Raw genomic sequence first — 19844 nt, forward strand, 5'->3', positions numbered from 1 at the left:
CACGGTAGTTGGTTTGGTTTGGTTTTTGCGACCTCACGCTCACGCGTGGGCCAACCAACTACCACCTCTATTTTAACGATGACGGGGACACTTCCAGAATTCGCCCTCAACGAACTCACCTTTGTAAGCATCGAAATAGACAAGAGGGAACTTATCGGATATCATTTTTTCAACAACCTTGCGGTCCTCAACCTCCAAGGCAGAAAATCTCTTTCGTATTAGGTCTGTCTTTCCATCCGCTGAAAGAGAATACAACTTAGCCTTCCAAGTTTCAACGAGGAGCATCTCCCGGAAACCATCATCTTTCCACACTACTGCCTCTGAACCTAAGAATCGAGACACTCTTTCGAAATCGAAAGATGACACACCGCTTAAAAGTGATTCCATCGCTACACATGACTCATCATAAAAGTCCAGTTCATTAGCCATCTTCACAGCTTCGACCAAATCAGTTTCTCTCACTCTTGAGAAGGCTACCTGAATTGCATCATTCTTCATTCTACCTGAAGGCAAAACAGAGAGAAACCTATCCAATGCTTGCGGATTCCTCTCACCTTGATACGAAAAAAATGAGAGTAGAAACGTAGACATCTGGGTAGGATTTAGCTCCTGAGAAGCTAGTTTCAGCAAATCAAGCTGATTAATTCTGTCATAGTAGATCAACAGATTTAAGGAGGCTAACTTTTCATTGAGGGGTAGATTAGCCACCTCAACTTTAAAAAGCGCCCAATCTCTAATAGCCATCTCGCTGATATAGTTATCCCAATCAGCTACGTCTTCGAAACCCGAAAAACGTGGAGATCCTGACAAGGAAAAGTCTCTTTTTGTTTTCCTATCAAAATTGCTTTTTTTCTTCGCAAATGTTTTGTCTATTGAATTCTGAATCCTCTGTCGTGAGACAGCATTTGAAGAGTTCACTTCATCCCATCGAACATAACCAGCAATTAGGCAAACGATAAAAAAAAATAAGAAAACAATAAACCTTAACCATCGCCCCCTCCATCTATTAATCCCTGAGCATACTCTTTCCATTTCTCGGCAACATCAAACTCTCCATGCTTCATAGCAAATTTCACTATTTGCTCAACAGCCTTTCTCTTTATCTCGCTACTCTCTATTTCATCAAGATAGGAAATACCCAAGTCAATATTTCGACTGAGAGCCCTCCTCATTGAGGACTCAATAAGGACATCCATTTGTTCATCAGAAAAATTATAAGAATCTGAGAATTCAAGTAGCTTATTGAATCCACTAACTCCTGTTCGACTTGCAGAACCGGCGAGCGAATCAATCACATCCCTGTTGCTTAAATCTATGCTTTCCGAAGAAATAAGATCGTGAACACATGGCTCAAGCTTCTCAAAATCAAAACCTGACATTACCCGCAGCACACCCGCCCGTTTCGAACTCGAAGAAAAATCATACAACTTTAAGTTAAATAAATATCCCTCAAACCCTTCTTTTCTTATTAGATTTGTTATGTAATGAACTACAACATAACTTTCGAACTTTTCATCTTTAAATTCATCGTCTATTTTTGAGAACTGATCAATACTGATCACGCTCCCGAGAGCAGTCAGCGCAGTCACCTTTTCCATATCTGTCTCGATTTCTCTATATAACCGAGACCATAAATCGACATCTTTAGCTGCGGCATGCGACATCACAATATGAATATAAAAATCACGCAGCTCACCTTCTCCATACCGATTCATCACCCAATCAAAAACGCTAATAACACCCTCTTTATCTAGAAAATAATAAAGATGCCTGCGCCGGAAACCGTCAAACTTCCGACTCGGGTATTCATCAATCAAATCGAGAATACGAGCAATATCCTGTCCATCCAATCTGTGAACATCAATCTTGCGGACAATAGAAACCAACTCTTTTACGCTTAGATCACTTGGCTCTTTGTTTAAAAAATCAAGCGAAGTTGAATTTGAATTAAATTTGCCTGAAAAACTCCTTGCTTCACGAGCATCACCGGAAAACATCTCTTCAACCTTTCCTCCACGACCGCTATTCCCGACAGAGCTACTCCTTTCGTCACAAGAAAAGCTAACCAACACCACCATCATCTGAACGGGCAAAGCCAATTTAGAGGGAAATTTTCTCATAACAAAAATTAAACAAGGGTCACGCCTACTATTTCCAGATACATACGGATTTTCTTAACTTCTAAGAATAGCCACTTTACTGAAAATTCCCGAAAGCCGGGCCATCTGGTTGCCGCCTGCCTGCTCCGGAATCCCACTCGCAGCGGAAAGAGCACTTTTCCCTCACCCGAGAGACATCGAAAAAACTCTGACAACGAGGGAGTCATAACTCGTGACAATACCCTCAGAGCCCATCATGTCGAGCCTCTTCTGCAAGGAGCGCTCAGACTAACCAGGACGTGCACTGAGCTGTTTGCGGAGGCGAGTCTGATCCATTAATTGCTGAGCGCTTTCCTCTGGCATGAGCAGAGAGGTGGCTTGGAGACCAAGGTCCGCGTGGGAGAAGGAGCTGAAACCATCTTCGGCTCCTCCTGGCCGGACTATGGCTATGACGAATGGTTCCTCCTCACCGCCCTCTATCCCCGCATGGTGTGGGGTGGGGTATTGACCTTCGTGGGCTGGGAGGACCGGGGCCTCAACCACTGGTTCGCGCTCGACATCGAATACTGCACTTGGGCCAACCCGCAGAGTGAGATCCTTCACCATACCAATCCCGCAGCCCGCTCGCTCGCCCATCAGGAAACCAAAATCCTTCACCGAGACGAGAAAAACGGTGGATGCTGCTAGGATGTCGACAAGGGGGCGCTGGCACAAGGAGGCAAATGAGGCATTTTCCAGTTTGAAATCGGGGCTCAAAAAGGCTTCATCTCTCGCGTGTCCACGAGCATTGATCCAACGACCGCGCCCATTCTGGCGACTTATGCCCGCTTCCCCCTCACCATTGTCAAAGGGGAAGGCAGCCGCGTGTGGGACGATCAAGGCACTCGCTACCTCGATTTTTGCTCTGGTATCGCGGTCTGTTCGCTCGGCCATTGCCACCCGGTGGTGGTGGAGGCGATCGAGAAACAGGCCCGAGAGCTGATCCATATCTCCAATCTCTACTACACTCTGCCGGCTGCGGAATTGGCGCAAGAGCTCACCGCGGCAGTGGAGCTTCCCGGCAAAACCTTCTTTGCCAACTCCGGAGCGGAGGCCAACGACGGCCTCATCAAGCTGGCGCGGCGCTTCGGGCGGGAATGCCCCGACCCCGAGTCCGGCCAAGCCCGCCACGAAATCATCACCTTCAACAAATCCTTCCACGGCCGCACCTTAGGAGGCATCGCAGCCACCGGGCAGCAGAAGATCAAGGAGGGCTTCGCCCCCTTGTTGCCAGGCTTCACCCACGTGCCTTTCAATCAGATCGGGGCCTTGCGCGAGGCTATCTCGGCGGAAACTTGTGCCATTTTGCTCGAGCCTCTGCAGGGCGAGGGCGGGGTCAATCCCGCCACCCCGGAGTTTCTGCGTGCGGTGGCCAAACTGTGCCGGGAGCACAATCTCCTCCTCATGTTCGACGAAGTGCAATGCGGCTTCGGGCGGCTGGGTGAGATGATGGGCTGGCGGGCGCTGGGAGTGCCCGAGCTGGAGCCTGACGCGATCTCTTGGGCCAAGGGCATGGGTGGTGGCGTTCCCATCGGGGCCTTTTGGGTCCATGATCGGAAGATCGATGACGAAGGCACCCCGCTCTCCAGCCTGCTGGGATACGGCTCCCATGGCTCGACCTACGGCGGCAATCCTCTCGTCACCGCGACCTCTCTGGCGGTGGTGCGGGAAATCAAGAAAGCCAACTTGCCGGCCAATGCTACGGCCCGGGAGAGCCAGATTCGCGACACAATTGCCAGCTGGAACCACCCGGCTCTCTGTGGGGTGCGGGGCAAGGGACTTATGCTCGGCATTGGCTTGAACGCCGAGTTATTGCCGGTTCCAGAAGGCAAGACTGCCGCTGCCTACCTTTGTGGCGAGCTGCTAAAGAACAAACTTCTCGTTCCCCCGGCTGGCGCGGAAACCATCCGCTTCCTTCCGCCCTTGAATGTGAGCGCGGAAGAGGTCGAGGAAGCCCTGGAAATCCTGAAAGCCACTCTTATCGAATTGGTTGCGCAGTGATTCTCTTTCTTCCGGAGCGGCTTTTCAGACACGTTGCCGCCTTGCCCAGCGGGATAGTTCTCCTTTATTTGGGGGCCTCTCTCATGTTGCGATTTCTGGGCACCCAGAGTCAGCCGAATGGGACCCGCTTTCTCAATTTCGCCGAAGACAAACGTGGAGTTTACTATCTCTTTCGCCCCTTGAGTTATGCGGACGAGTTCTTTACCGGGATGGGTAGTCATCTCGAGCCCCACCAGTAGCCTCTTTGGCTATTCTTTCCCCTCGCCATTTCCTCTCATTCTGCTAGGTTCGCCGTTCGTCCGATCCTCATGAAATTTTTGCTTCCCGTCCTTGCCCTCTGCTGGGCTCCCGCCTTCGGCGAACACCCGGTCACTGAAACCTCTTTCACCGTCACGACCACCATCAAAGGCACCCTGGTGCCGACAAAGTGCCAGACTCTCAGCCTGGCTCCCGCCCACTGGAAATCCTTCCCGGTGGTGAGCGTGCCCGCCCACGGGAGCACCTTGCAAGCAGGAGAGCCCCTCCTCACTCTCGACCCGGAGGGCATCGACCGCAACCTCGTCGAGCAAGAGGCAGCGGTGAAGTCCGCCGAACTCAAACTGGCCATCGCCAATCGCGAATTAACCGAGTTGCAGCAGAAAAACACTCTCGCGCTGGAAGCGGCAAAGCTGAAAATGGAGCATGCGGAAGGGGACCTAGATTACCATCAGAAGGTCGGCCTGCCCGCCAAAAAAGAGGACCTGGCCCAGTCCCTGCAAAAATACAAAGACGCCCTGACCTACCAGCAGGAAGAGCTCGACCAACTGCAAAAGATGTATGAGGAAGACGATCTGACGGAGGAGACCGAGGAGATCATTCTCGTGCGTCAGCGGGCTCGGGTGCGCGATGCCCAGGACAATTTGCAAGACTTCGAGCGCAGCTCCCAGCGGGAACTGGCAGTCGGCCTGGCCCGCGATCTGGCCAACCGGCAAGCACAGGTCGAACAAGCGCGCATCGACTACGCTACCGCCAAGCTCAACCTCGAGCGCACCTATGAGCTCAAAAAGCTGGAGGTAGCCAAGCAGGAGCGCGAGCTTGCCCAAGCCCGGGTCCAGCTGGAAGAGACGCGAGCGGATCGCGCTCTCTTCGAGCCGGTGGCCGACTTCGAGGGCGTCCTCTTTTACGGAGAGTTCAAGGACGGAAGCTGGCAGAAGGGCAAGACCGGGGACTTTCTCAAGCCGGGCGGAAGCCTGCCCACCGAGACGACTGTGCTGACCCTGATGGCAGCGGACTCCCTCCTCGCGGTGCAGTCTTTGGTGGACCGAGAGAAAGCACTGGAAATCAAGAAGGGCCTGGCCGAGGCGGGCGACGAGGCCCCTGCCCTGGAGCTGAGCGAAACACCCAATTTGGAGGGCAAATTTCTCCTCACTTTGCCGCCCCAAGAACGGGAAGCGCTGCAATTTCCCGGACAAGAAGAAGAATCCGAAGTGGTCTTCTACCAAGTCGAAAACGCGCTCACCATTCCTCTGAAGGCGGTCAAGAAGCGGGAAGACGGCACCACCTACGCGTTGGTCAAACTGTCCGAAGGAGAGCCCGAGGAGCGCACCATCGAGCTCGGCCGGGACAATGGCGAGCTCGTGGAAGTGCTCTCCGGACTGGAAGCCGGCCAAGTCATTCTGCCCTGAGCCATGCCTCGTTCCCTGGTCATTCTCTTCGGCCTCAGCAGCTTTCTCCTGGGAGAGCCCGAGGGCACGGAATCCCCTTCTGCGGGAAATCAGGAGCCGGTGCCCTCCCGCCCCGAGGCCGCCCCCTCTTCTCTGGCGGATGAGATCGAGACCTCTCTGGCTCGTGGGGTCGACTATCTCGTCGGAGCTCAGAATCCAAACGGTTCCTGGGGCAGTGCCCGGCGCACCAAGGCTCTCAACGTCACCGCGCCCATTCCGGGAGCTCATCACGCCTATCGAGCCGGGACCTCGGCCTTGGCCTTGCAAGGATTACTTTTATCCGAAGATCGTCGCCCGGAAACGGTAGCCGCCATCGCAAAGGGAGAAGCGTGGCTGATGGAGCATCTGCCCTTGCTCCGCCGCGCCGAACAGCGCACCATTTACAACAACTGGGGCCACGCTTACGGCATCCGCGCCCTCGCCGCGCTCCACCACTATCACGCCGGGGATGCCGACAAGCAAAAAGCCTTTGCCGCACTGGCCCGCGAACAAGTGGAGATGCTCTATCGCTATGAATACCTCAATGGCGGCTGGGGCTACTACGACTTCGTGGCCCATACCCAGAAACCATCGGGAGATCCCACTTCTTTCACCACCGCCACGGTCCTCCTCGCCATGCATGAGGGGAAGGAGACCTTCGGAATCGAGCTGGACGAAAAGGTGGTGCAACGGGCTCTGCGCTGCCTAGCCCAGCAAGAGCTTCCCGACGGTTCTTACGTCTATTCTCTTCCCCACTGGAAGGCCCCCCGCCGGGGAATCAACCGACCGGCCGGCTCCCTGGCCCGCACGCATGCCTGCCACCTCGCACAGAGAGTCTTTGGCGATAAACGCATCACCAATGCCCGCATGCTGGAGTGGCTGGGGCGCCTGACTCGCCGCGACGGCTTCCTCGCCGACGCCCGCAAGCGGCCCATTCCGCACGAGACCCACTTCCAGCTCTCGGGCTACTTTTATCACTATGGCCACTACTACGCCTCGGAGTGTTTTGCGGCCTTGCCCGAGGACCAACGTGCTTCCCTGCGGGAGCCTTTGGCCCGTCTTCTTCTGGACAAACAAGAAAAGGACGGCTCCTGGTGGGACTATCCGCTCTACGATTACCATCAAGCCTACGGCACGGGCTACGCCCTGACCACGCTGGCCCGCTATCGCCCGGGGAAGGCATCTTCCGATTGAATTTTTTGCCATGTCCGATTCCTGCCGCCTCGACAAATGGCTCTGGGCCGTCCGACTCTACAAAACCCGTTCCCTCTCCGCCAAAGCCTGTCAGGCGGGTAAGATCAAGCGAGCGGGCAATACCCTGAAGCCCTCCGCTTCCTTACAAATCGGCGATCACCTCGACGTCACCGTGCAGGACAACACCCATGTGCGGCACCTCGAGGTGGTGCAACTGCTGGAAAAACGAGTGGGAGCCCCCCTCGCCCGCGCGGCCTACCACGACCACACTTCTGCCGACGTCCTCAAAGAGGTCGAGGAAAAGCGCAAAATCAAACGCGAGGAACGGCTTTTCCGACAGGAAGGAGACCAAGGCCGCATGACCAAGAAGAAACGGCGCGAATGGGACAAGGCCAAAAAGCACAGCCCCTACTTTGGAGACTTGGACTGAGGGTTTTTCGGGCTAGACTCCCCGCTGGAGATCTCCTCCCGCACCCTGTTCCCAACTACCATGATCCGCCGATTCCTCCTCTTTCTCCTGACCGCTCTTCCCTCCTTGGCTGACGATGTCCCGCCCTTTCCTTTCCAAGACACAGCCGTCGCGGCAGGAAGCAAAGCCAGGCTGACCTTTCATTGCCTGCAGGGCTTTTCCAGTAGCACCTTTGCCATTCCCACCCTCATCGTGCATGGAGCCCAGCCCGGCCCCCGCCTGGCCATCACCGCCGGCATTCATGGTGATGAACTCAACGGAATGGAAATCGCCCGCCGCCTCTACGAACAAGTTGACCCGACTCTCCTCAGGGGCACCCTCGTCATTTTACCCGTCATCAATTATCAAGGCTATTTGACGGGCAATCGCTATCTTCCGGATCGGCGCGACCTCAACCGCTTCTTCCCGGGGGATCCAGAGGGGTCGACCGCCAGCATGCTCGCCCACCGGGTCTTTCACCAGGCCATTGTGGGCTCAGATGCCCTCATCGATCTCCACTGCGCGTCGGATCGTCGGAGCAATCTGCCCCAAATACGAGCTGATTACGAAGACGCGCAAGCAGTCTCCCTGGCTTGCCATTTCGGCATCGGGGTCGTGGTGCAGGGGGCCGGTCCCCCCGGCAGCCTGCGGCGGGCAGCCTCCGAGGCAGGTATCCCAGCCATCATCTACGAAACGGGCTCTCCCCACCTCTTTGAAGAAAAGGAAATCGCCCTTGGATTGGAGGGAGTGCAAAACGTGATGCGCTCTCTCGGGATGCTACCTTCGGCAGGAAAGACCGTGCCCGCCAGCGAGGTCTATCACCTCACCAGCTGGCTGCGCACTCCTCGAGAGGCGGGAGGCAACTTCCTTCCCCGTCTCAAGCTGGGCGACCGCGTAGAAAAAGGCCAGGTTCTGGGGGAAGTGATTGACCCGCTCTCCGGCCAATCTACCGTGATTCAAGCGCCAGCAGCCGGTCGCATCATCGGATTGAGCCACCCCACAGTGGTATTCCCCGGAGAAGCCCTCGTCCACCTCGGCCTCGCCTACACCCAAGGCCCCAGCCACCCTCCCCACGAGGAAGCGGACTGAAAGCGACTCCCCCGAACCTGTGAAGAGAACTGATCAAACTGTCATTCGGAAGCTTGCAGATCGCACGGTCCCCTCGCCTTCCCTGCCTGGCTTGCTCGCCACCGCCTCCGACTTGGAGCAGACACTTTTCTCTCAGTAAAAACAGCTTGAGACTTCCCAACTGACGAATTGCCCGGGCTTGCACGAGGACTGCGGAAAGGAAAAGAATGAAGGCTGATTACGATCTCGTCATCTTGGGTGGAGGGAGCGCGGGCTACGCGGCGGCTCAGACCGGGGCCAAACTGGGCTTGCAAGTGGCCCTCGTGGAAGAAGCAGACAAAATGGGCGGGCTCTGCATCCTGCGCGGGTGCATGCCGAGCAAGACCCTGATCGAAACCGCCAATCGCATGCGGGATATCCGTGAAGCTGCGGAGTTCGGCATCACTGTTCCCCCCGGAGCGCGGGTAGAGGGTGCGGCCCTCTTGGCTCGCCGTCAGCGTTTGGGGCAATCTTTTCAAGACAGTCGCCTGGCAGAGATGAGGAAAGGCGATTTCGCCATTCTGCGCGGTCGAGGGCGCTTTCTCAGCGAGCACAAGCTGGCCCTTCACTGTGGAGACGAACAGGAGCTGACCTTCCGAACTGCAATCATCGCCACCGGCTCGGAGCCTCGCCTCCCCGATATCGAGGGGCTCGCCAAAGTTCCTTTCTGGATGAGCGAAGACGCTTTGCAGGTAGAAGACATCCCTGAACGATTACTCGTAGTCGGGGGCGGAGCCATTGGCTGCGAAATGGGCCATTGCTTCGAAGGACTGGGCAGCGCGGTCACCCTCTGCCAACGCTCGGGCAATCTTTTGTCCCATTTTCCAGAGGAAGCCGGTCGCGAGCTCGTGGCGGCCTCCCGGGCCCGGGGCATTCATGTGCTCCTCAATTGCGAAACCCGTTCGGTGCAGCCTAGACCCCGGGGAGAGGGAATCATGCTCAACGTCAACGTCGACGGGCAAGCGCGGACTTTGGAAGGGGACCAGCTTTTGATCGCTACCGGGCGAAAACCACGGATCGCGGATCTGGGACTCAAGGAAATCGGCATCGTCTCGGACGAACACGGCATCAAAGCCGATGGCAAAGGTCACACTTCCCTTCCTCACATCTTCGCCGTGGGCGACTGTGCCGACGGAGTCGACATCGTCCACCATGCCGTCATCGAGGGCGAGCAAGCCGCCCGCAATGCCCATGCCTTGCTCCATGGCGACGCCCTCTCGGATGCGGACACCACGCCCACGGTTTTCGCCGTCTTTTCCCATCCTGAGGTGATTCATATCGGGCCTTCCGCCCACAAACTCGCCCAACGCAGCGACCTGGTCACCCGGCGGGTCCCTCTCGAGGAAGTGGGCAAGGCTCTCATCCGCGGGATAGACACGGGCTTCGTGCAGGTTTTCCTCGAGAAGGACAGCGACCGTCTCATTGCGGCCACCGGGGTGGGCCGGGGTGCGGTCGACTTTTCCCACACCCTAGTAGTCGCCATCCGCGCCGGCATGACCATGACGGAGTTCCTTCGCATCCCTCATTATCACCCCACCCTGGCGGAGTCCTGGACGTATTTGGAGAGTTGAGCGCCGACAACCCTTCCCGGGGGAAAATTCTCCCCGCGGAGGAGGTAGACTCACTTCACCGCCTGCACTCCTTCGATGAGGAAAACGGCATCCTGATAATCACCATTGGAAGCTTCCTCAAACCCGACGAGGTAAGCATTTTCCAGTGATTTTCCTTCAAAGGTGGTGACCGGAAAGATGCGGGCGGTGTGCTCGATGGTGGCTCCTTCCGCCTTTCCCGGAAAAGTGAGGGAGGTGTATTGGTGCGCTTTCAAAAAGAGGCCGAAGCGCTTGGGAGCATTGGCAAAAGTGACCGAGCGCTGACCACTGGCCAAGGGAGGCCGCAAGGTCTGGTGGGCATCGGGACGTTGCGCGGTGGTGTCGGCCAAGCTACCAGCTTTTTGCAGCACCAGCTGCTTGCCATCAGGCACGGCGAAGCCAAAGGGGGTCTCTCCCGGAGGGGAGTAGCGGGCCAGGGGGGTAAGGGTCACGACCTGCCCCGCAACGGGCTCGAATTGACTGACAGCCAGAGAGCTACCGATTTTCTTACTCTTGGTATCGAGCGAGAGTTCTTCGCTCCCGGTCTGCACGTCCATCCCCAGAGCAGAGACAATCTGGTGCAAGGTCGCTTCATTGTGTCCCTCCAGAGCGGGAGTGGCGACGCCCCGCAACTGCACCGACTGGGCCTCCGGGCCTTGCCCGACGACCAGTTCCGCAGCGTAGGAACCCTCCTTGGCGGGGGGATTGAAGGCGACTTTGAGCTGGAGAAGATTGTTTTCCCCCTTTTCCGCATCCACGACTTCGAAGGCATCCGCGCCCTCGCCTTGGAATTGCAAGCGGAGGTCGGCGGGCGACTCCTTGACGCCAAAGAGAGCGACCTGGCCTTGATAGCCCCGAAAGCCACTGACTTTACTGAGAGAGACCCAAGCTTGCTCGGCAGACAAGGAAATCGTGCCCAGCAGGGCCAATGCGGAAGAGACGGCAATTTTCATCACCGTCAGAATACGTTGTCCGCGCGGGATTACAGCAAAGAAATTCAGCCCACGAACATCTCGTCTTCTTCGACGAGGTCATCCCGCGTGCTCACACCCGCATCGCGGATGGATTTGAGGGTGCGTCTGGCTCCGCGGCGGGTGTTCGGTCCGGCCACCACTTCCTTCACCCCGTCCACCACGGCGGGCACGATGGCCGCGATCCCGATGCAACCCAGAACAAAGGCCACGGGCTTGCGGGCCCCTTCCTTGACGAGGTCGCCCACCACCATTCCCACGGCGGCGCCAAGAACTGCCGAACCCACGTCCGCCGTTGTCTCCGCCCACGGACTCACCACCTTGCGTTGTTCTTCAATCGACATGTCGCAACCTTACTGCAAACTCGGAATGTCGGGAAACGGAAAAATGCACGAAGACCATTTCGCCCTTACTGCCGGACGAGAATATCACGCGGCTTGGCTCCATCGGCCGGCCCGATGATGCCCCGGGCTTCCAGAATATCCATCATCCGGGCCGCCTTGGTGTAACCCAGGCGCAGACGCCGCTGCAGCAGCGAGGTGCTGGCCTTGTTCTCGGTCATGATGACGTCGATGCACTTGGCGATGATTTCCTCATCCTCATCGGAGACCTCTTCCGCCCCATCATCGCTCGCTCCGCCCGCATTAATGGTATCCTGGATACTTTGCTCGAATTGCTGCTCGGTCTGGTTGGAGCAAAACTCGATGATGTGCTCCACCTCTTCGTCGGAAACAAAAGCCCCCTGCGAGCGTTCCAACTTAGCCGAGCCGGGAGGCAGGAAGAGCATGTCCCCTTTCCCCACCAGCTTCTCGGCTCCCTTGGAATCGAGAATGACCCGGGAATCAAGTGCCGAGGACACTTGGAAGGCAATGCGGGAGGGAATATTCGCCTTGATGATACCCGTCACCACGTCTGCCCGTGGGGTCTGGGTGGCAATGATGAGGTGAATCCCGGCCGCCCGCGCCTTCTGGGCAATGCGGGCGATGGCCGATTCCACATCAGCCGGGGCAGTCTGCATAAGGTCGGCCAACTCGTCCACGATGACCACGATGTAAGGGAAACGATCGGGGATCTCATCCTCGTCAACGCGCTCGTCATCATCCTCGCCATCGAGGTCCATGGGGCCCAGCTCACCATCCTCAAGGGCTTTCGCGATGGACTCCAAGTGCTCCGGATCGAGAGGCTCTTCCTCGGGTTCCTCGGCTTCGGCCTCTTGCGCTAGCTCCATTTCGTCGGTCGCTTTTTCCACTTCCGGACGGGGCCGGCTATTGAAGGAGTCAAAGTTGCGCACGCCCAACTTGGCGAAAATCTTGTAACGGCGCTCCATCTCATTGACCGTCCACTTCAAGGCTCCAATGACTTTGCGCGGATCGGTCACCACCGGCACCACGAGGTGGGGCAACTGATTATACATCTGCATTTCCACCACCTTGGGGTCGACCATGATGAAGCGAAGTTCATCAGGACTGAATTTGTAGAGGATGGAAGTGATGATGGAGTTGATACAAACCGACTTACCCGACCCGGTGGCCCCGGCAACGAGCAGGTGGGGCATGGCGGCCAGGTCACCAATGACGGCGTTGCCGTAAACATCTTTGCCCAGCGCGAGGGGAATTTTCTTTTTGGAAGAACGGAACTCCGGATCCTGCAGCAGCTCCCGTAAGGCGACTGGCACGCGATCGTCGTTGGCAATCTCGATGCCGACCGTGTCCTTGCCCGGCACGGGGGCGAGAATGTTGATGGATTCCGCACACGTGGCGCGCGCGAGGTCCGATTCCAGCTGGGTGATCCGGGAAACCCGCAGGCCGAGCGACGGGTAAATTTCGTAACGAGTGATGGTAGGCCCCCGCGTGATGTCCCCGGGGGTGACCTCCACGTTAAAGGCCCGCAGAGTATCGATAATGGTCTTTTGGGTGGCGTAGAGCTCGTCGTGGTTGCTCTCTACGGGATCGGCATTGTCGGAATCGTAGTCCAGCAAATCGAAGCCAGGCAGCTCGTAGTCCTCGAAACCATCGGTGGAGAGCGAAGCGTGCTCCTTCTTTTTGCGTTCGAAGGGGCGGGCCAAATTGGCATCCGGTCCCCGCCGCTGGGCCCCATCGACAATCTTCGGCTCCGGCACCTCGCGCAGCGGCAAGGTCGCCTGCCCGCTCTCTTCGACTTTCACCTCGGGCGTGACCATCTCTTCGCCCTCCTGCCACTCCTCCTCTTCCTCGGGGTGAGGCTTGCGGGGGGCTTTCTTGCGGGGAGCCGGGCTACTCTTGCGGGAGCTCCGGGGCTTGGTCGGAGCGGACCAACCGGCCTCGCGCTTGGCCTCCCAAAGGGCGAGGACCTGACCATACAACTCTTTGGAAAAAGAAATAGGATGAAGACCGAGAAAGAAAATCAAACTGGCCAGATAGACAAAGCCCAGCACCAGCACCGAGCCAGCGGTGGAGAGGAGTTCATGGAAGACTTTTTCCCCCAGATAATAGCCCATAATCCCCCCCGACTTGGCAGCGACCACATTGACCGCCGCCCAACGATCCCACCACGCCAGCACTCCGGCCAAGCACGCCGCGCTGATGAGAAAGACCGGAAAACTGGTCCAAGTCTTCCAACCAATCTCGCCCTCCAAGCGCAAGCGGCGAAATCCCAACCAGCCCAGACTGAAGGGGATGAACCACGCGGCGGCTCCGAAAAACTGCAATTGCACCCAGCCCAGCATCGCCCCCAGGGGTCCGATGAGATTTTTAACATGACCATCATCCACCCCATCAGACCATTTCGCAAAAGGACGCCACTCACGCACCCCGATGGATGCCAAATCAGAGGGGTGGTAGGAAAGGAGGGAAAATAGGAGCAACACTCCCAAAGCAATGAGCCCGAATCCCCACAGATTCCGGGAGACTCGGTCATCATTGCTTCGCTTGCGCTTCGCTCGGTTTTTGGGGCGGGCCATAGGGAAAAGGCGAGAATCCTCTCAAATGGTCTGAAATTCAAGATTCTTTAATAACAGCTCCCATTTGCCCCGGCTCAATGTTCGAATTCCAATTCGTCACCCTCGGAGCCGTCGAAGTCCACTTCGCGCACCCGCTTCTTGTCGCGGAGGGATTCCACCTGTTTGCGGAGGAGTTCACGCACCTTCATCCCATCGCGGATAGCCTCCAGATGCACGGTGGGATGGCTGCGATCGGAGGTTTCCGCAATGAGCGTGGAAAGGCCGAAAACACGCAACCAGAAGGGACGGACGAGAGTAGTGTCTTTCACCCGGTAGAGTTCCAGCTCATCGATTTCCTGATTGAGGACCCCGTCGTAGAGACGCAGACGCTCACTGGTGAGCTCGAAAACCCGGCAGCGAACGGTGAGATACTTCCAGAGGGACCAACCCAAGGGCAGGATGACGGCCGCAGCCAAAGGCCAGATGCCGGAGAGAGCGGCACCGGTGATGATGCCCACCGCCAGCAACAGGGCGACGAGGTGACTGGCAAAATTCAATAATTGCGAGGGATGCCCCCGCCAAATGACGTTTTCTTCGTTCGTTTCCACCCCTCTTGCATAGCGGGAAAAAAGGAGGAGGTCGATTGCAAGGACGAGGGAATTTTAGAAAGGTTTGCCGGAAGGCGGGGAGAAGAGTAAATCGGAGGCCATGGACTTCGAAGATGACGCGCGCCAGGGCTGGTCCCTCGCCATTGCCACTCTCTTTGCCCTCGCGGCGAGTGGAGGGGTCTTTTACTTCGTCTTCTTTGGTGCCGCCGCCCCCCCGCAGGCTCCCCCACAAGGGGAGGAAGCCCCCGTGCAAGCCGGAAGGGAAACCATCGCCGACGAGAGCGTTCCGCAAACTTCGGCCGAAGTCCTCGAGAATCTCACCCCCTCCCTCCTGCAGGCCACCCGCCCCGAAGAACTCGCGGCCGCTGTGGCCCGGTTCTTGGAAGCCGGTGACCTGGAACGGGCGGCGCAAGCTCTCGGCGGGCCCGGAGCCGGAGTCTCCCCGGCAGCCTTGCAACGCTTGCAAGAGCTCGGGGGCGGTCACTTCCGCCTCCACCAAGTGCGTGAAGTGGGCGAACTGGAAATCAATCGCCGCAAGCGCTTTGCCCTCGAATGGGAAGGAGCCCATGAACCCCTCTTCCTCGACTTGAGCAAAAATGAGCAAGGACGCTGGGCGGTGGAAAAGGTGCGACTCGCTCCCCGGGAACCCGGGGTAGCCCCCCCCGCCGGGGAGAAAGTGCTCCCCCGTGCTCCCGGGGCCGACTCCCTCACCATCAGCGATCGCTTCCTGCAGGCAACTCTGGCCCAGGAATTCGCTACCGCCAAGGCCCTCGTCGATACCAGCAAGGTCTCCGACGCCAAGATTGCCGCACTTTGCATCCTTTTTGAAGAAGGCAAATACCGCCTCGATGAGAACAAACCCCTGCGCACCCTCTTCAACCGCGACACGACGGCGGGACTCTTGGCCAATGTCCTGACCGACGATCAGCCCGCGCAATTCGGCCTCAGCCTGGAACGGGCAGAGAACGAGACCTCCTGGACCATCACCGAGGTCAATCTCGACGCCCTCCTGGCAGATTATGCCCAGCGGGTAGCCGGAGGCGACGTCTACTACACCCCCCTCGTAGCCAATCCCCAAGGAGGAGAAACCCTGGTCATCTACTTCGGCTTCGACGAAGAAACCCTCGCCCCCCGCACCCGGCGACAACTGGAAATCGTGGCCGAGGTTCTGCGCACGGATCCCGACCGCCGCTTGACCCTGAGCGGCCACGCCGACGCCTTGGGCAGCGCCGATTACAACCGCGACCTCTCGCGCAAAAGGGCGCTCAGCGTGAAAGACTTTCTCCTCGAACAAGGAGTGGAGAGCAGCCAAATCATCATCGTTGCGGAAGGCGACACCCGCCCCCGGCGCCCCAACGAGACCGCGACTGGCGAAGACAACCCCGAGGGGCGTCGCGCCAACCGGCGAACGGAAATCTACCTCGACTTCACCAACTGAATGAACCTTCGCTTTGGCCTCACCGTCGCCACCCTACTCTGCGCGGCCACCTTTCTCGCCTTCTCCATCTGGGGTCCAGAGGAGCAAGCACCGCTGCCGATCCGCAACCTCCGCACCGCGCAAGATGCCGATGCTCCCGATGGCGATCCACGCCTCTTGCCTGCCGGCTGGGCCATTCCGCCCTTCGACCACCGCCTGGCCCTCCTCAGCGGCATCGAACGCTTCCGCGTCCCTCTGGCCGATCGCTTCGATCACCCGCTGGGCAGTGCCCATGGAGCGCTCACCTACAACGCCCAACCCTTCTGGGCTCACAACGAAGCCCGCAACGGCTTCCACACGGGCGACGATCTCAACGGCATTGGCGGCGGCAATTCCGACTTCGGCGATCCCGTCCACGCCATTGGCAATGCCCTCGTCGTCTATGCGGGAGAACCCCACCCCAGCTGGGGACGCACCCTCATTCTCGCCCACCGGCTCCCCGACGGACGCCTCGTGCAATCCTTGTATAGCCATCTCAGCGAGAAGCGGGTCACCTACCACCAGACCGTCGCCCGGGGACAAATCATCGGCAAAGTGGGCAATGCCGAAGGCCAGTATCTCGCCCACCTCCATTTCGAGCTTTTGGAGGCCAACGGAGCGGCTCTGGGAGCCGGCTATTCCCAATTCCGCACCATCCGGCGGGATCCCAGCGCCTTTGTGCGCGAAAAACGGGGAGCCGCCGACCACGATTTGGGACCTTCGGTGGCCGAGATCTTCGACCGCATCCGCCGCGAGTCCCTGCCCCTCCCAATTCTCCCCTCCCAGCCCTGAGCGTTCGCCCCGCAATGAAAAACGCCCCGCTTTCAGGCAGGGCGTTCTCCATTCAAATAATCTGGAAGCAGGGCTTTACAGCATCTCCTTGATCAAGTTCTCCAGCTTGACGATATCAGCCGAGAACTTGCGGATGCCTTCGGCGGTCTTCTCGGTCGCCATCGCGTCCTCATTGAACTCGAAGCGGAAGGCTTTCTCATCGAGAGAAATCTTCTCGTCGCTGGAAGCGGCCGCGGTCTCGGCAGTGAGCTTGGGCTCGATCGCCTCTTCAGCATTCTGCAGCTCTTCCAACAGGCCGGGAGAAATGGTGAGGAGGTCGCAACCAGCCAACTCGGTGATTTGGCCTTTGTTGCGGAAAGAGGCGCCCATCACTTCGGTCTCATAGCCATATTTTTTGTAGTAGTTGTAAATGCGCTGCACGGACTGCACGCCAGGATCATCAGCACCCACGTAGTCGATGCCAGTGTCCTTCTTATACCAGTCGTAAATCCGACCGACGAAGGGGGAAATCAGCTGCACCCCGGCCTCGGCACAAGCCACCGCTTGGGCAAAGGCGAAAAGAAGGGTCAGGTTGCAGTGAATGCCTTCCTTCTCCAGCTCTTCCGCCGCCTTGATGCCTTCCCAAGTGGAGGCAATCTTGATGAGCACGCGGTCCCGGGAAATGCCTTCCGCCTCATACATCGAGATGAGCTGACGGGCCTTGGCAATGGTGCCTTCCTTGTCGAAGGAAAGGCGGGCATCAGTCTCGGTCGAGACCCGGCCGGGCACGATCTTCAGAATTTCCAAACCGAAAAGAATGAGAACACGATCGATGATCGCCTCCACCAGCTCGTCTCCGGACTTGCCGGAGTCCTTCAGCTCGCTGACGGCCTTTTCGACAAGGTGCTTGTATTCTGCTTTTTCAGCGGCCTGCAGGATCAGCGAGGGATTGGTCGTCGCATCCAGGGGCTGGTATTCCTTCATGGATTCAAAGTCGCCGGTATCCGCTACGACCTTGGTATACTGTTTGAGTTGCTCGAGTTGGCTTGCCATGTCCCCGCAGTGGTAAGCAGAAAACGGGGAAAAGGCTAGAAAAACGGGCTCACACTTTTGAAAAGCGCCATTCATACCCCGCCAGAGAAGGCAAAACCCCCGCTCCCTGCCACCCGCCGAAGAATCATGGGCAGGTAAGCGAGAAGAGCATTGCCATCACGAGCCCGTCTGCCCGACAGTATTCCCGGATTCATGACCCCCTTCTTGCAATACCCTTGGCAAACCGGCCTCCTCGCCGACTTCGCCCACCAGCCCTACCCCACCTCCCTTTCGGCCTGGGCAGGGGAGCCGCTCGCCCTTCCCGCCGGAGCCACCCACTACGGATTCCTCTGGCGCGGGAGCAGCCAGCTGGCAGCTACGCCCGGTACATTCCCTCTCATCGCGGGCATGTCTTTCTGCTCTCCCGGGCCGGTCCGCCTCTCCGGCCCGGGCCACGGCCTGGTCATCACCAGCCATCACCACCGGGGGCTTTTTTCTCTCCATGGTCCGGTGGAAGAAACCGGTCGCCTCCGCTACATCGATGGTTGCACCGACACCTTGCTCATCGCCCCTCCCCGGCTCGGCGACCCCTGCCTCAACCTCCTGCACATCCCCCCCGCCACCGCACAAACCAGCCACACCCACCCCAGCCTGCGGGCCGGACTCGTTATTTCCGGCCAAGGAGAATGCCGAACCCCACAGGGAGTCCACCCGCTCACCCCCGGGCAAATCTTCGCCATCCCGGCCCAGGCCGAACACAGCTTCCACACCGGCCCCCACAGCAGTCTCCGCGTGCTGGCTTATCATCCCGACAGCGACTTCGGCCCCACCGATGAAGATCACCCCATGGTCAACCGCACCATCATCACCGCATGAAGTGCCCCGACTGCCTCACCAACCACGGCCGCAAGTTCGGCATGACCTGCCGTTGCGGCTACACCTTTCTGCTCGAACCTCATGTGCGACCCCGGGTGAGCGACAACCTCTTCCATTCCGCCATGCGACTGGCCAGCGGACGAAACACTCTGCACTACACCGAGACCCAACTCTACAGCGCCCTTTGCCAGCTCAAGGACAAAAAGGGACGAAAGACCCGCCGCGATGGCTACCTAACCTACGGAATCATTTTTGTCCTTGCGCTGATCGTCATCGCCCTGGATCGCTCTCTCTTCCAGCATCTCCCCCTCTTTTTTCTCTTCTTCCTCGTTCTCTCCCTCCTCACCGGCATCATTTGCCTGTCAAGTCGCAGCCTTCCCTCCTACCCGGACTTTTGCAAAATCCTCAGCAAATGGCGCCAGCACGACCGCCCGCTCCCCGGCCTCATCACCACGCGGGCGCTCAGCAAGGCTCCGCCCCCTTGGCAGGAGGAAGACATCCACGCCTATGGCGTCCAGAAGGTCCTCTTCTGCGACCGCGAGGAACTCGTCGATCTGCTCGTTTTGAACGGATTCCACACCAGCAACGGCTGCCTCATCGTCACCCCCGCTGGCTACCCGGAACACCTGCAGAGCGAAACCCGCCGCGCGCTCACCAGCGAGCCTCCCTGCCACCTCTTCCTCCTCCACGACGGCATCCCATCCTTCGCCGAAAAAGCCCTTTCCCAGCTCCCGGCCGATTGCTCCGCCAAAGTCCTCGACCTCGGGCTCGCAGCCAAGAGCACAAGGCGGGCCCCTTGGCTTGGCCGACTCAGCCAGAAAGGAGCGCCCCTGCGTCCCGACCTCCTGCTCTATCCCCGCCTTTCCTCCCTCCTCACCTGCGCGATGAACGAATGGCTCACCTTACAAGCGCTGGAAAACCAACAACAACGCCAGAGCTACCGCGAAACCAACGGCACCAATCTTGTTCTCATTCTCGAGGAAGAGCGCTGGACCCTCGACTGGAGCCACGGCGGAGACGATGAAGGCGACGGAGAATAGAATCCCCCGGAACC

19 protein-coding genes are annotated in these 19844 nt (G+C 58.2%); 12 read left to right on the forward strand and 7 right to left on the reverse strand.

Annotated elements, in window-relative coordinates:
• Positions 1-72: 72 nt before the first annotated feature.
• Entirely contained in the window at positions 73-918 is an 846-nt protein-coding gene (locus JIN78_RS14910; RefSeq protein ID WP_200392789.1) for a hypothetical protein, read from the reverse strand.
• A gap of 65 nt (positions 919-983) precedes the next feature.
• The gene (locus JIN78_RS14915) at positions 984-2120 is read right to left on the reverse strand and encodes a hypothetical protein (protein WP_200392790.1); all 1137 of its coding nucleotides are present in this window, start codon (positions 2118-2120) and stop codon (positions 984-986) included.
• 357 nt (positions 2121-2477) lie between these two features.
• On the opposite strand from JIN78_RS14915, the gene JIN78_RS14920 reads away from it, so the two are divergent.
• From JIN78_RS14920 to JIN78_RS14955, 8 genes are all read left to right on the forward strand, one after another.
• Positions 2478-2786, forward strand: coding sequence for a hypothetical protein (locus JIN78_RS14920; RefSeq protein WP_200392791.1), 309 nt, complete (start codon positions 2478-2480; stop codon positions 2784-2786).
• A gap of 87 nt (positions 2787-2873) precedes the next feature.
• Positions 2874-4139 (forward strand): aspartate aminotransferase family protein, encoded by a 1266-nt coding sequence (locus JIN78_RS14925; RefSeq protein ID WP_307833011.1) that lies wholly within the window; start codon positions 2874-2876, stop codon positions 4137-4139.
• 83 nt (positions 4140-4222) lie between these two features.
• Positions 4223-4378: a hypothetical protein gene (locus tag JIN78_RS14930; RefSeq protein WP_200392792.1), complete on the forward strand. Its 156-nt coding sequence runs from the start codon at positions 4223-4225 to the stop codon at positions 4376-4378.
• Between the two features lie 69 nt (positions 4379-4447).
• Complete coding sequence (locus tag JIN78_RS14935; RefSeq protein ID WP_200392793.1) at positions 4448-5803, forward strand: permuted SH3 domain-containing protein; 1356 nt, start codon at positions 4448-4450, stop codon at positions 5801-5803.
• Positions 5804-5806: 3 nt separating this feature from the next.
• Positions 5807-7015, forward strand: coding sequence for a prenyltransferase/squalene oxidase repeat-containing protein (locus JIN78_RS14940; RefSeq protein ID WP_200392794.1), 1209 nt, complete (start codon positions 5807-5809; stop codon positions 7013-7015).
• Positions 7016-7025: 10 nt separating this feature from the next.
• A complete protein-coding gene (locus JIN78_RS14945) occupies positions 7026-7445 on the forward strand; it encodes an RNA-binding S4 domain-containing protein (RefSeq protein ID WP_200392795.1) in 420 nt (139 codons plus the stop codon).
• 60 nt (positions 7446-7505) lie between these two features.
• Complete coding sequence (locus tag JIN78_RS14950; protein ID WP_200392796.1) at positions 7506-8552, forward strand: succinylglutamate desuccinylase/aspartoacylase family protein; 1047 nt, start codon at positions 7506-7508, stop codon at positions 8550-8552.
• 206 nt (positions 8553-8758) lie between these two features.
• On the forward strand, positions 8759-10141 hold the full coding sequence (locus JIN78_RS14955) for a dihydrolipoyl dehydrogenase family protein (RefSeq protein WP_200392797.1): 1383 nt from the start codon (positions 8759-8761) through the stop codon (positions 10139-10141).
• A gap of 50 nt (positions 10142-10191) precedes the next feature.
• Here the strand turns inward: JIN78_RS14955 and JIN78_RS14960 are convergent, their stop codons facing one another.
• The 4 genes from JIN78_RS14960 to JIN78_RS14975 form a co-directional block, all read right to left on the reverse strand.
• Complete coding sequence (locus JIN78_RS14960; RefSeq protein WP_200392798.1) at positions 10192-11112, reverse strand: hypothetical protein; 921 nt, start codon at positions 11110-11112, stop codon at positions 10192-10194.
• 44 nt (positions 11113-11156) lie between these two features.
• Entirely contained in the window at positions 11157-11474 is a 318-nt protein-coding gene (locus tag JIN78_RS14965) for a hypothetical protein (RefSeq protein WP_200392799.1), read from the reverse strand.
• Between the two features lie 65 nt (positions 11475-11539).
• Positions 11540-14068 carry a DNA translocase FtsK gene (locus JIN78_RS14970; RefSeq protein WP_200392800.1) on the reverse strand — a complete coding sequence of 843 codons (2529 nt, stop codon included), beginning with the start codon at positions 14066-14068 and terminating at the stop codon, positions 11540-11542.
• A gap of 74 nt (positions 14069-14142) precedes the next feature.
• Positions 14143-14655, reverse strand: coding sequence for a PH domain-containing protein (locus JIN78_RS14975; RefSeq protein WP_200392801.1), 513 nt, complete (start codon positions 14653-14655; stop codon positions 14143-14145).
• A gap of 100 nt (positions 14656-14755) precedes the next feature.
• Here JIN78_RS14975 and JIN78_RS14980 point away from each other — a divergent pair, with 100 nt between their 5' ends.
• Together JIN78_RS14980 and JIN78_RS14985 are read left to right on the forward strand one after the other, a co-directional pair.
• A complete protein-coding gene (locus JIN78_RS14980; protein WP_200392802.1) occupies positions 14756-16093 on the forward strand; it encodes an OmpA family protein in 1338 nt (445 codons plus the stop codon).
• The gene (locus JIN78_RS14985; RefSeq protein WP_200392803.1) at positions 16094-16903 is read left to right on the forward strand and encodes a M23 family metallopeptidase; all 810 of its coding nucleotides are present in this window, start codon (positions 16094-16096) and stop codon (positions 16901-16903) included.
• A 75-nt stretch (positions 16904-16978) separates the two neighbouring features.
• Here the strand turns inward: JIN78_RS14985 and tal are convergent, their stop codons facing one another.
• Complete coding sequence (gene tal, locus JIN78_RS14990; RefSeq protein ID WP_200392804.1) at positions 16979-17935, reverse strand: transaldolase; 957 nt, start codon at positions 17933-17935, stop codon at positions 16979-16981.
• A gap of 192 nt (positions 17936-18127) precedes the next feature.
• Between tal and JIN78_RS14995 the strand changes: the two genes are divergently transcribed.
• Together JIN78_RS14995 and JIN78_RS15000 are read left to right on the forward strand one after the other, a co-directional pair.
• The gene (locus JIN78_RS14995; RefSeq protein WP_200392805.1) at positions 18128-18790 is read left to right on the forward strand and encodes a cupin domain-containing protein; all 663 of its coding nucleotides are present in this window, start codon (positions 18128-18130) and stop codon (positions 18788-18790) included.
• The gene (locus JIN78_RS15000; RefSeq protein WP_200392806.1) at positions 18787-19830 is read left to right on the forward strand and encodes a hypothetical protein; all 1044 of its coding nucleotides are present in this window, start codon (positions 18787-18789) and stop codon (positions 19828-19830) included. Before JIN78_RS14995 ends, JIN78_RS15000 begins: the two co-directional genes overlap by 4 nt.
• Positions 19831-19844: the final 14 nt, after the last annotated feature.

Origin of the sequence: Roseibacillus ishigakijimensis (assembly GCF_016595415.1) — a bacterium.
Taxonomy (GTDB): domain Bacteria; phylum Verrucomicrobiota; class Verrucomicrobiia; order Verrucomicrobiales; family Akkermansiaceae; genus Roseibacillus; species Roseibacillus ishigakijimensis.

Coding starts and splice junctions, on each gene's coding strand:
- JIN78_RS14970 (WP_200392800.1), bottom strand. CDS start 14,068: ATGGCCCGCCCCAAAAACCGAGCGAAGCGCAAGCGAAGCAATGATGAC.
- JIN78_RS14995 (WP_200392805.1), top strand. CDS start 18,128: ATGACCCCCTTCTTGCAATACCCTTGGCAAACCGGCCTCCTCGCCGAC.
- JIN78_RS14985 (WP_200392803.1), top strand. CDS start 16,094: ATGAACCTTCGCTTTGGCCTCACCGTCGCCACCCTACTCTGCGCGGCC.
- JIN78_RS14930 (WP_200392792.1), top strand. CDS start 4,223: ATGTTGCGATTTCTGGGCACCCAGAGTCAGCCGAATGGGACCCGCTTT.
- JIN78_RS14940 (WP_200392794.1), top strand. CDS start 5,807: ATGCCTCGTTCCCTGGTCATTCTCTTCGGCCTCAGCAGCTTTCTCCTG.
- tal (WP_200392804.1), bottom strand. CDS start 17,935: ATGGCAAGCCAACTCGAGCAACTCAAACAGTATACCAAGGTCGTAGCG.
- JIN78_RS14980 (WP_200392802.1), top strand. CDS start 14,756: ATGGACTTCGAAGATGACGCGCGCCAGGGCTGGTCCCTCGCCATTGCC.
- JIN78_RS15000 (WP_200392806.1), top strand. CDS start 18,787: ATGAAGTGCCCCGACTGCCTCACCAACCACGGCCGCAAGTTCGGCATG.
- JIN78_RS14935 (WP_200392793.1), top strand. CDS start 4,448: ATGAAATTTTTGCTTCCCGTCCTTGCCCTCTGCTGGGCTCCCGCCTTC.
- JIN78_RS14965 (WP_200392799.1), bottom strand. CDS start 11,474: ATGTCGATTGAAGAACAACGCAAGGTGGTGAGTCCGTGGGCGGAGACA.
- JIN78_RS14960 (WP_200392798.1), bottom strand. CDS start 11,112: ATGAAAATTGCCGTCTCTTCCGCATTGGCCCTGCTGGGCACGATTTCC.
- JIN78_RS14915 (WP_200392790.1), bottom strand. CDS start 2,120: ATGAGAAAATTTCCCTCTAAATTGGCTTTGCCCGTTCAGATGATGGTG.
- JIN78_RS14945 (WP_200392795.1), top strand. CDS start 7,026: ATGTCCGATTCCTGCCGCCTCGACAAATGGCTCTGGGCCGTCCGACTC.
- JIN78_RS14950 (WP_200392796.1), top strand. CDS start 7,506: ATGATCCGCCGATTCCTCCTCTTTCTCCTGACCGCTCTTCCCTCCTTG.
- JIN78_RS14955 (WP_200392797.1), top strand. CDS start 8,759: ATGAAGGCTGATTACGATCTCGTCATCTTGGGTGGAGGGAGCGCGGGC.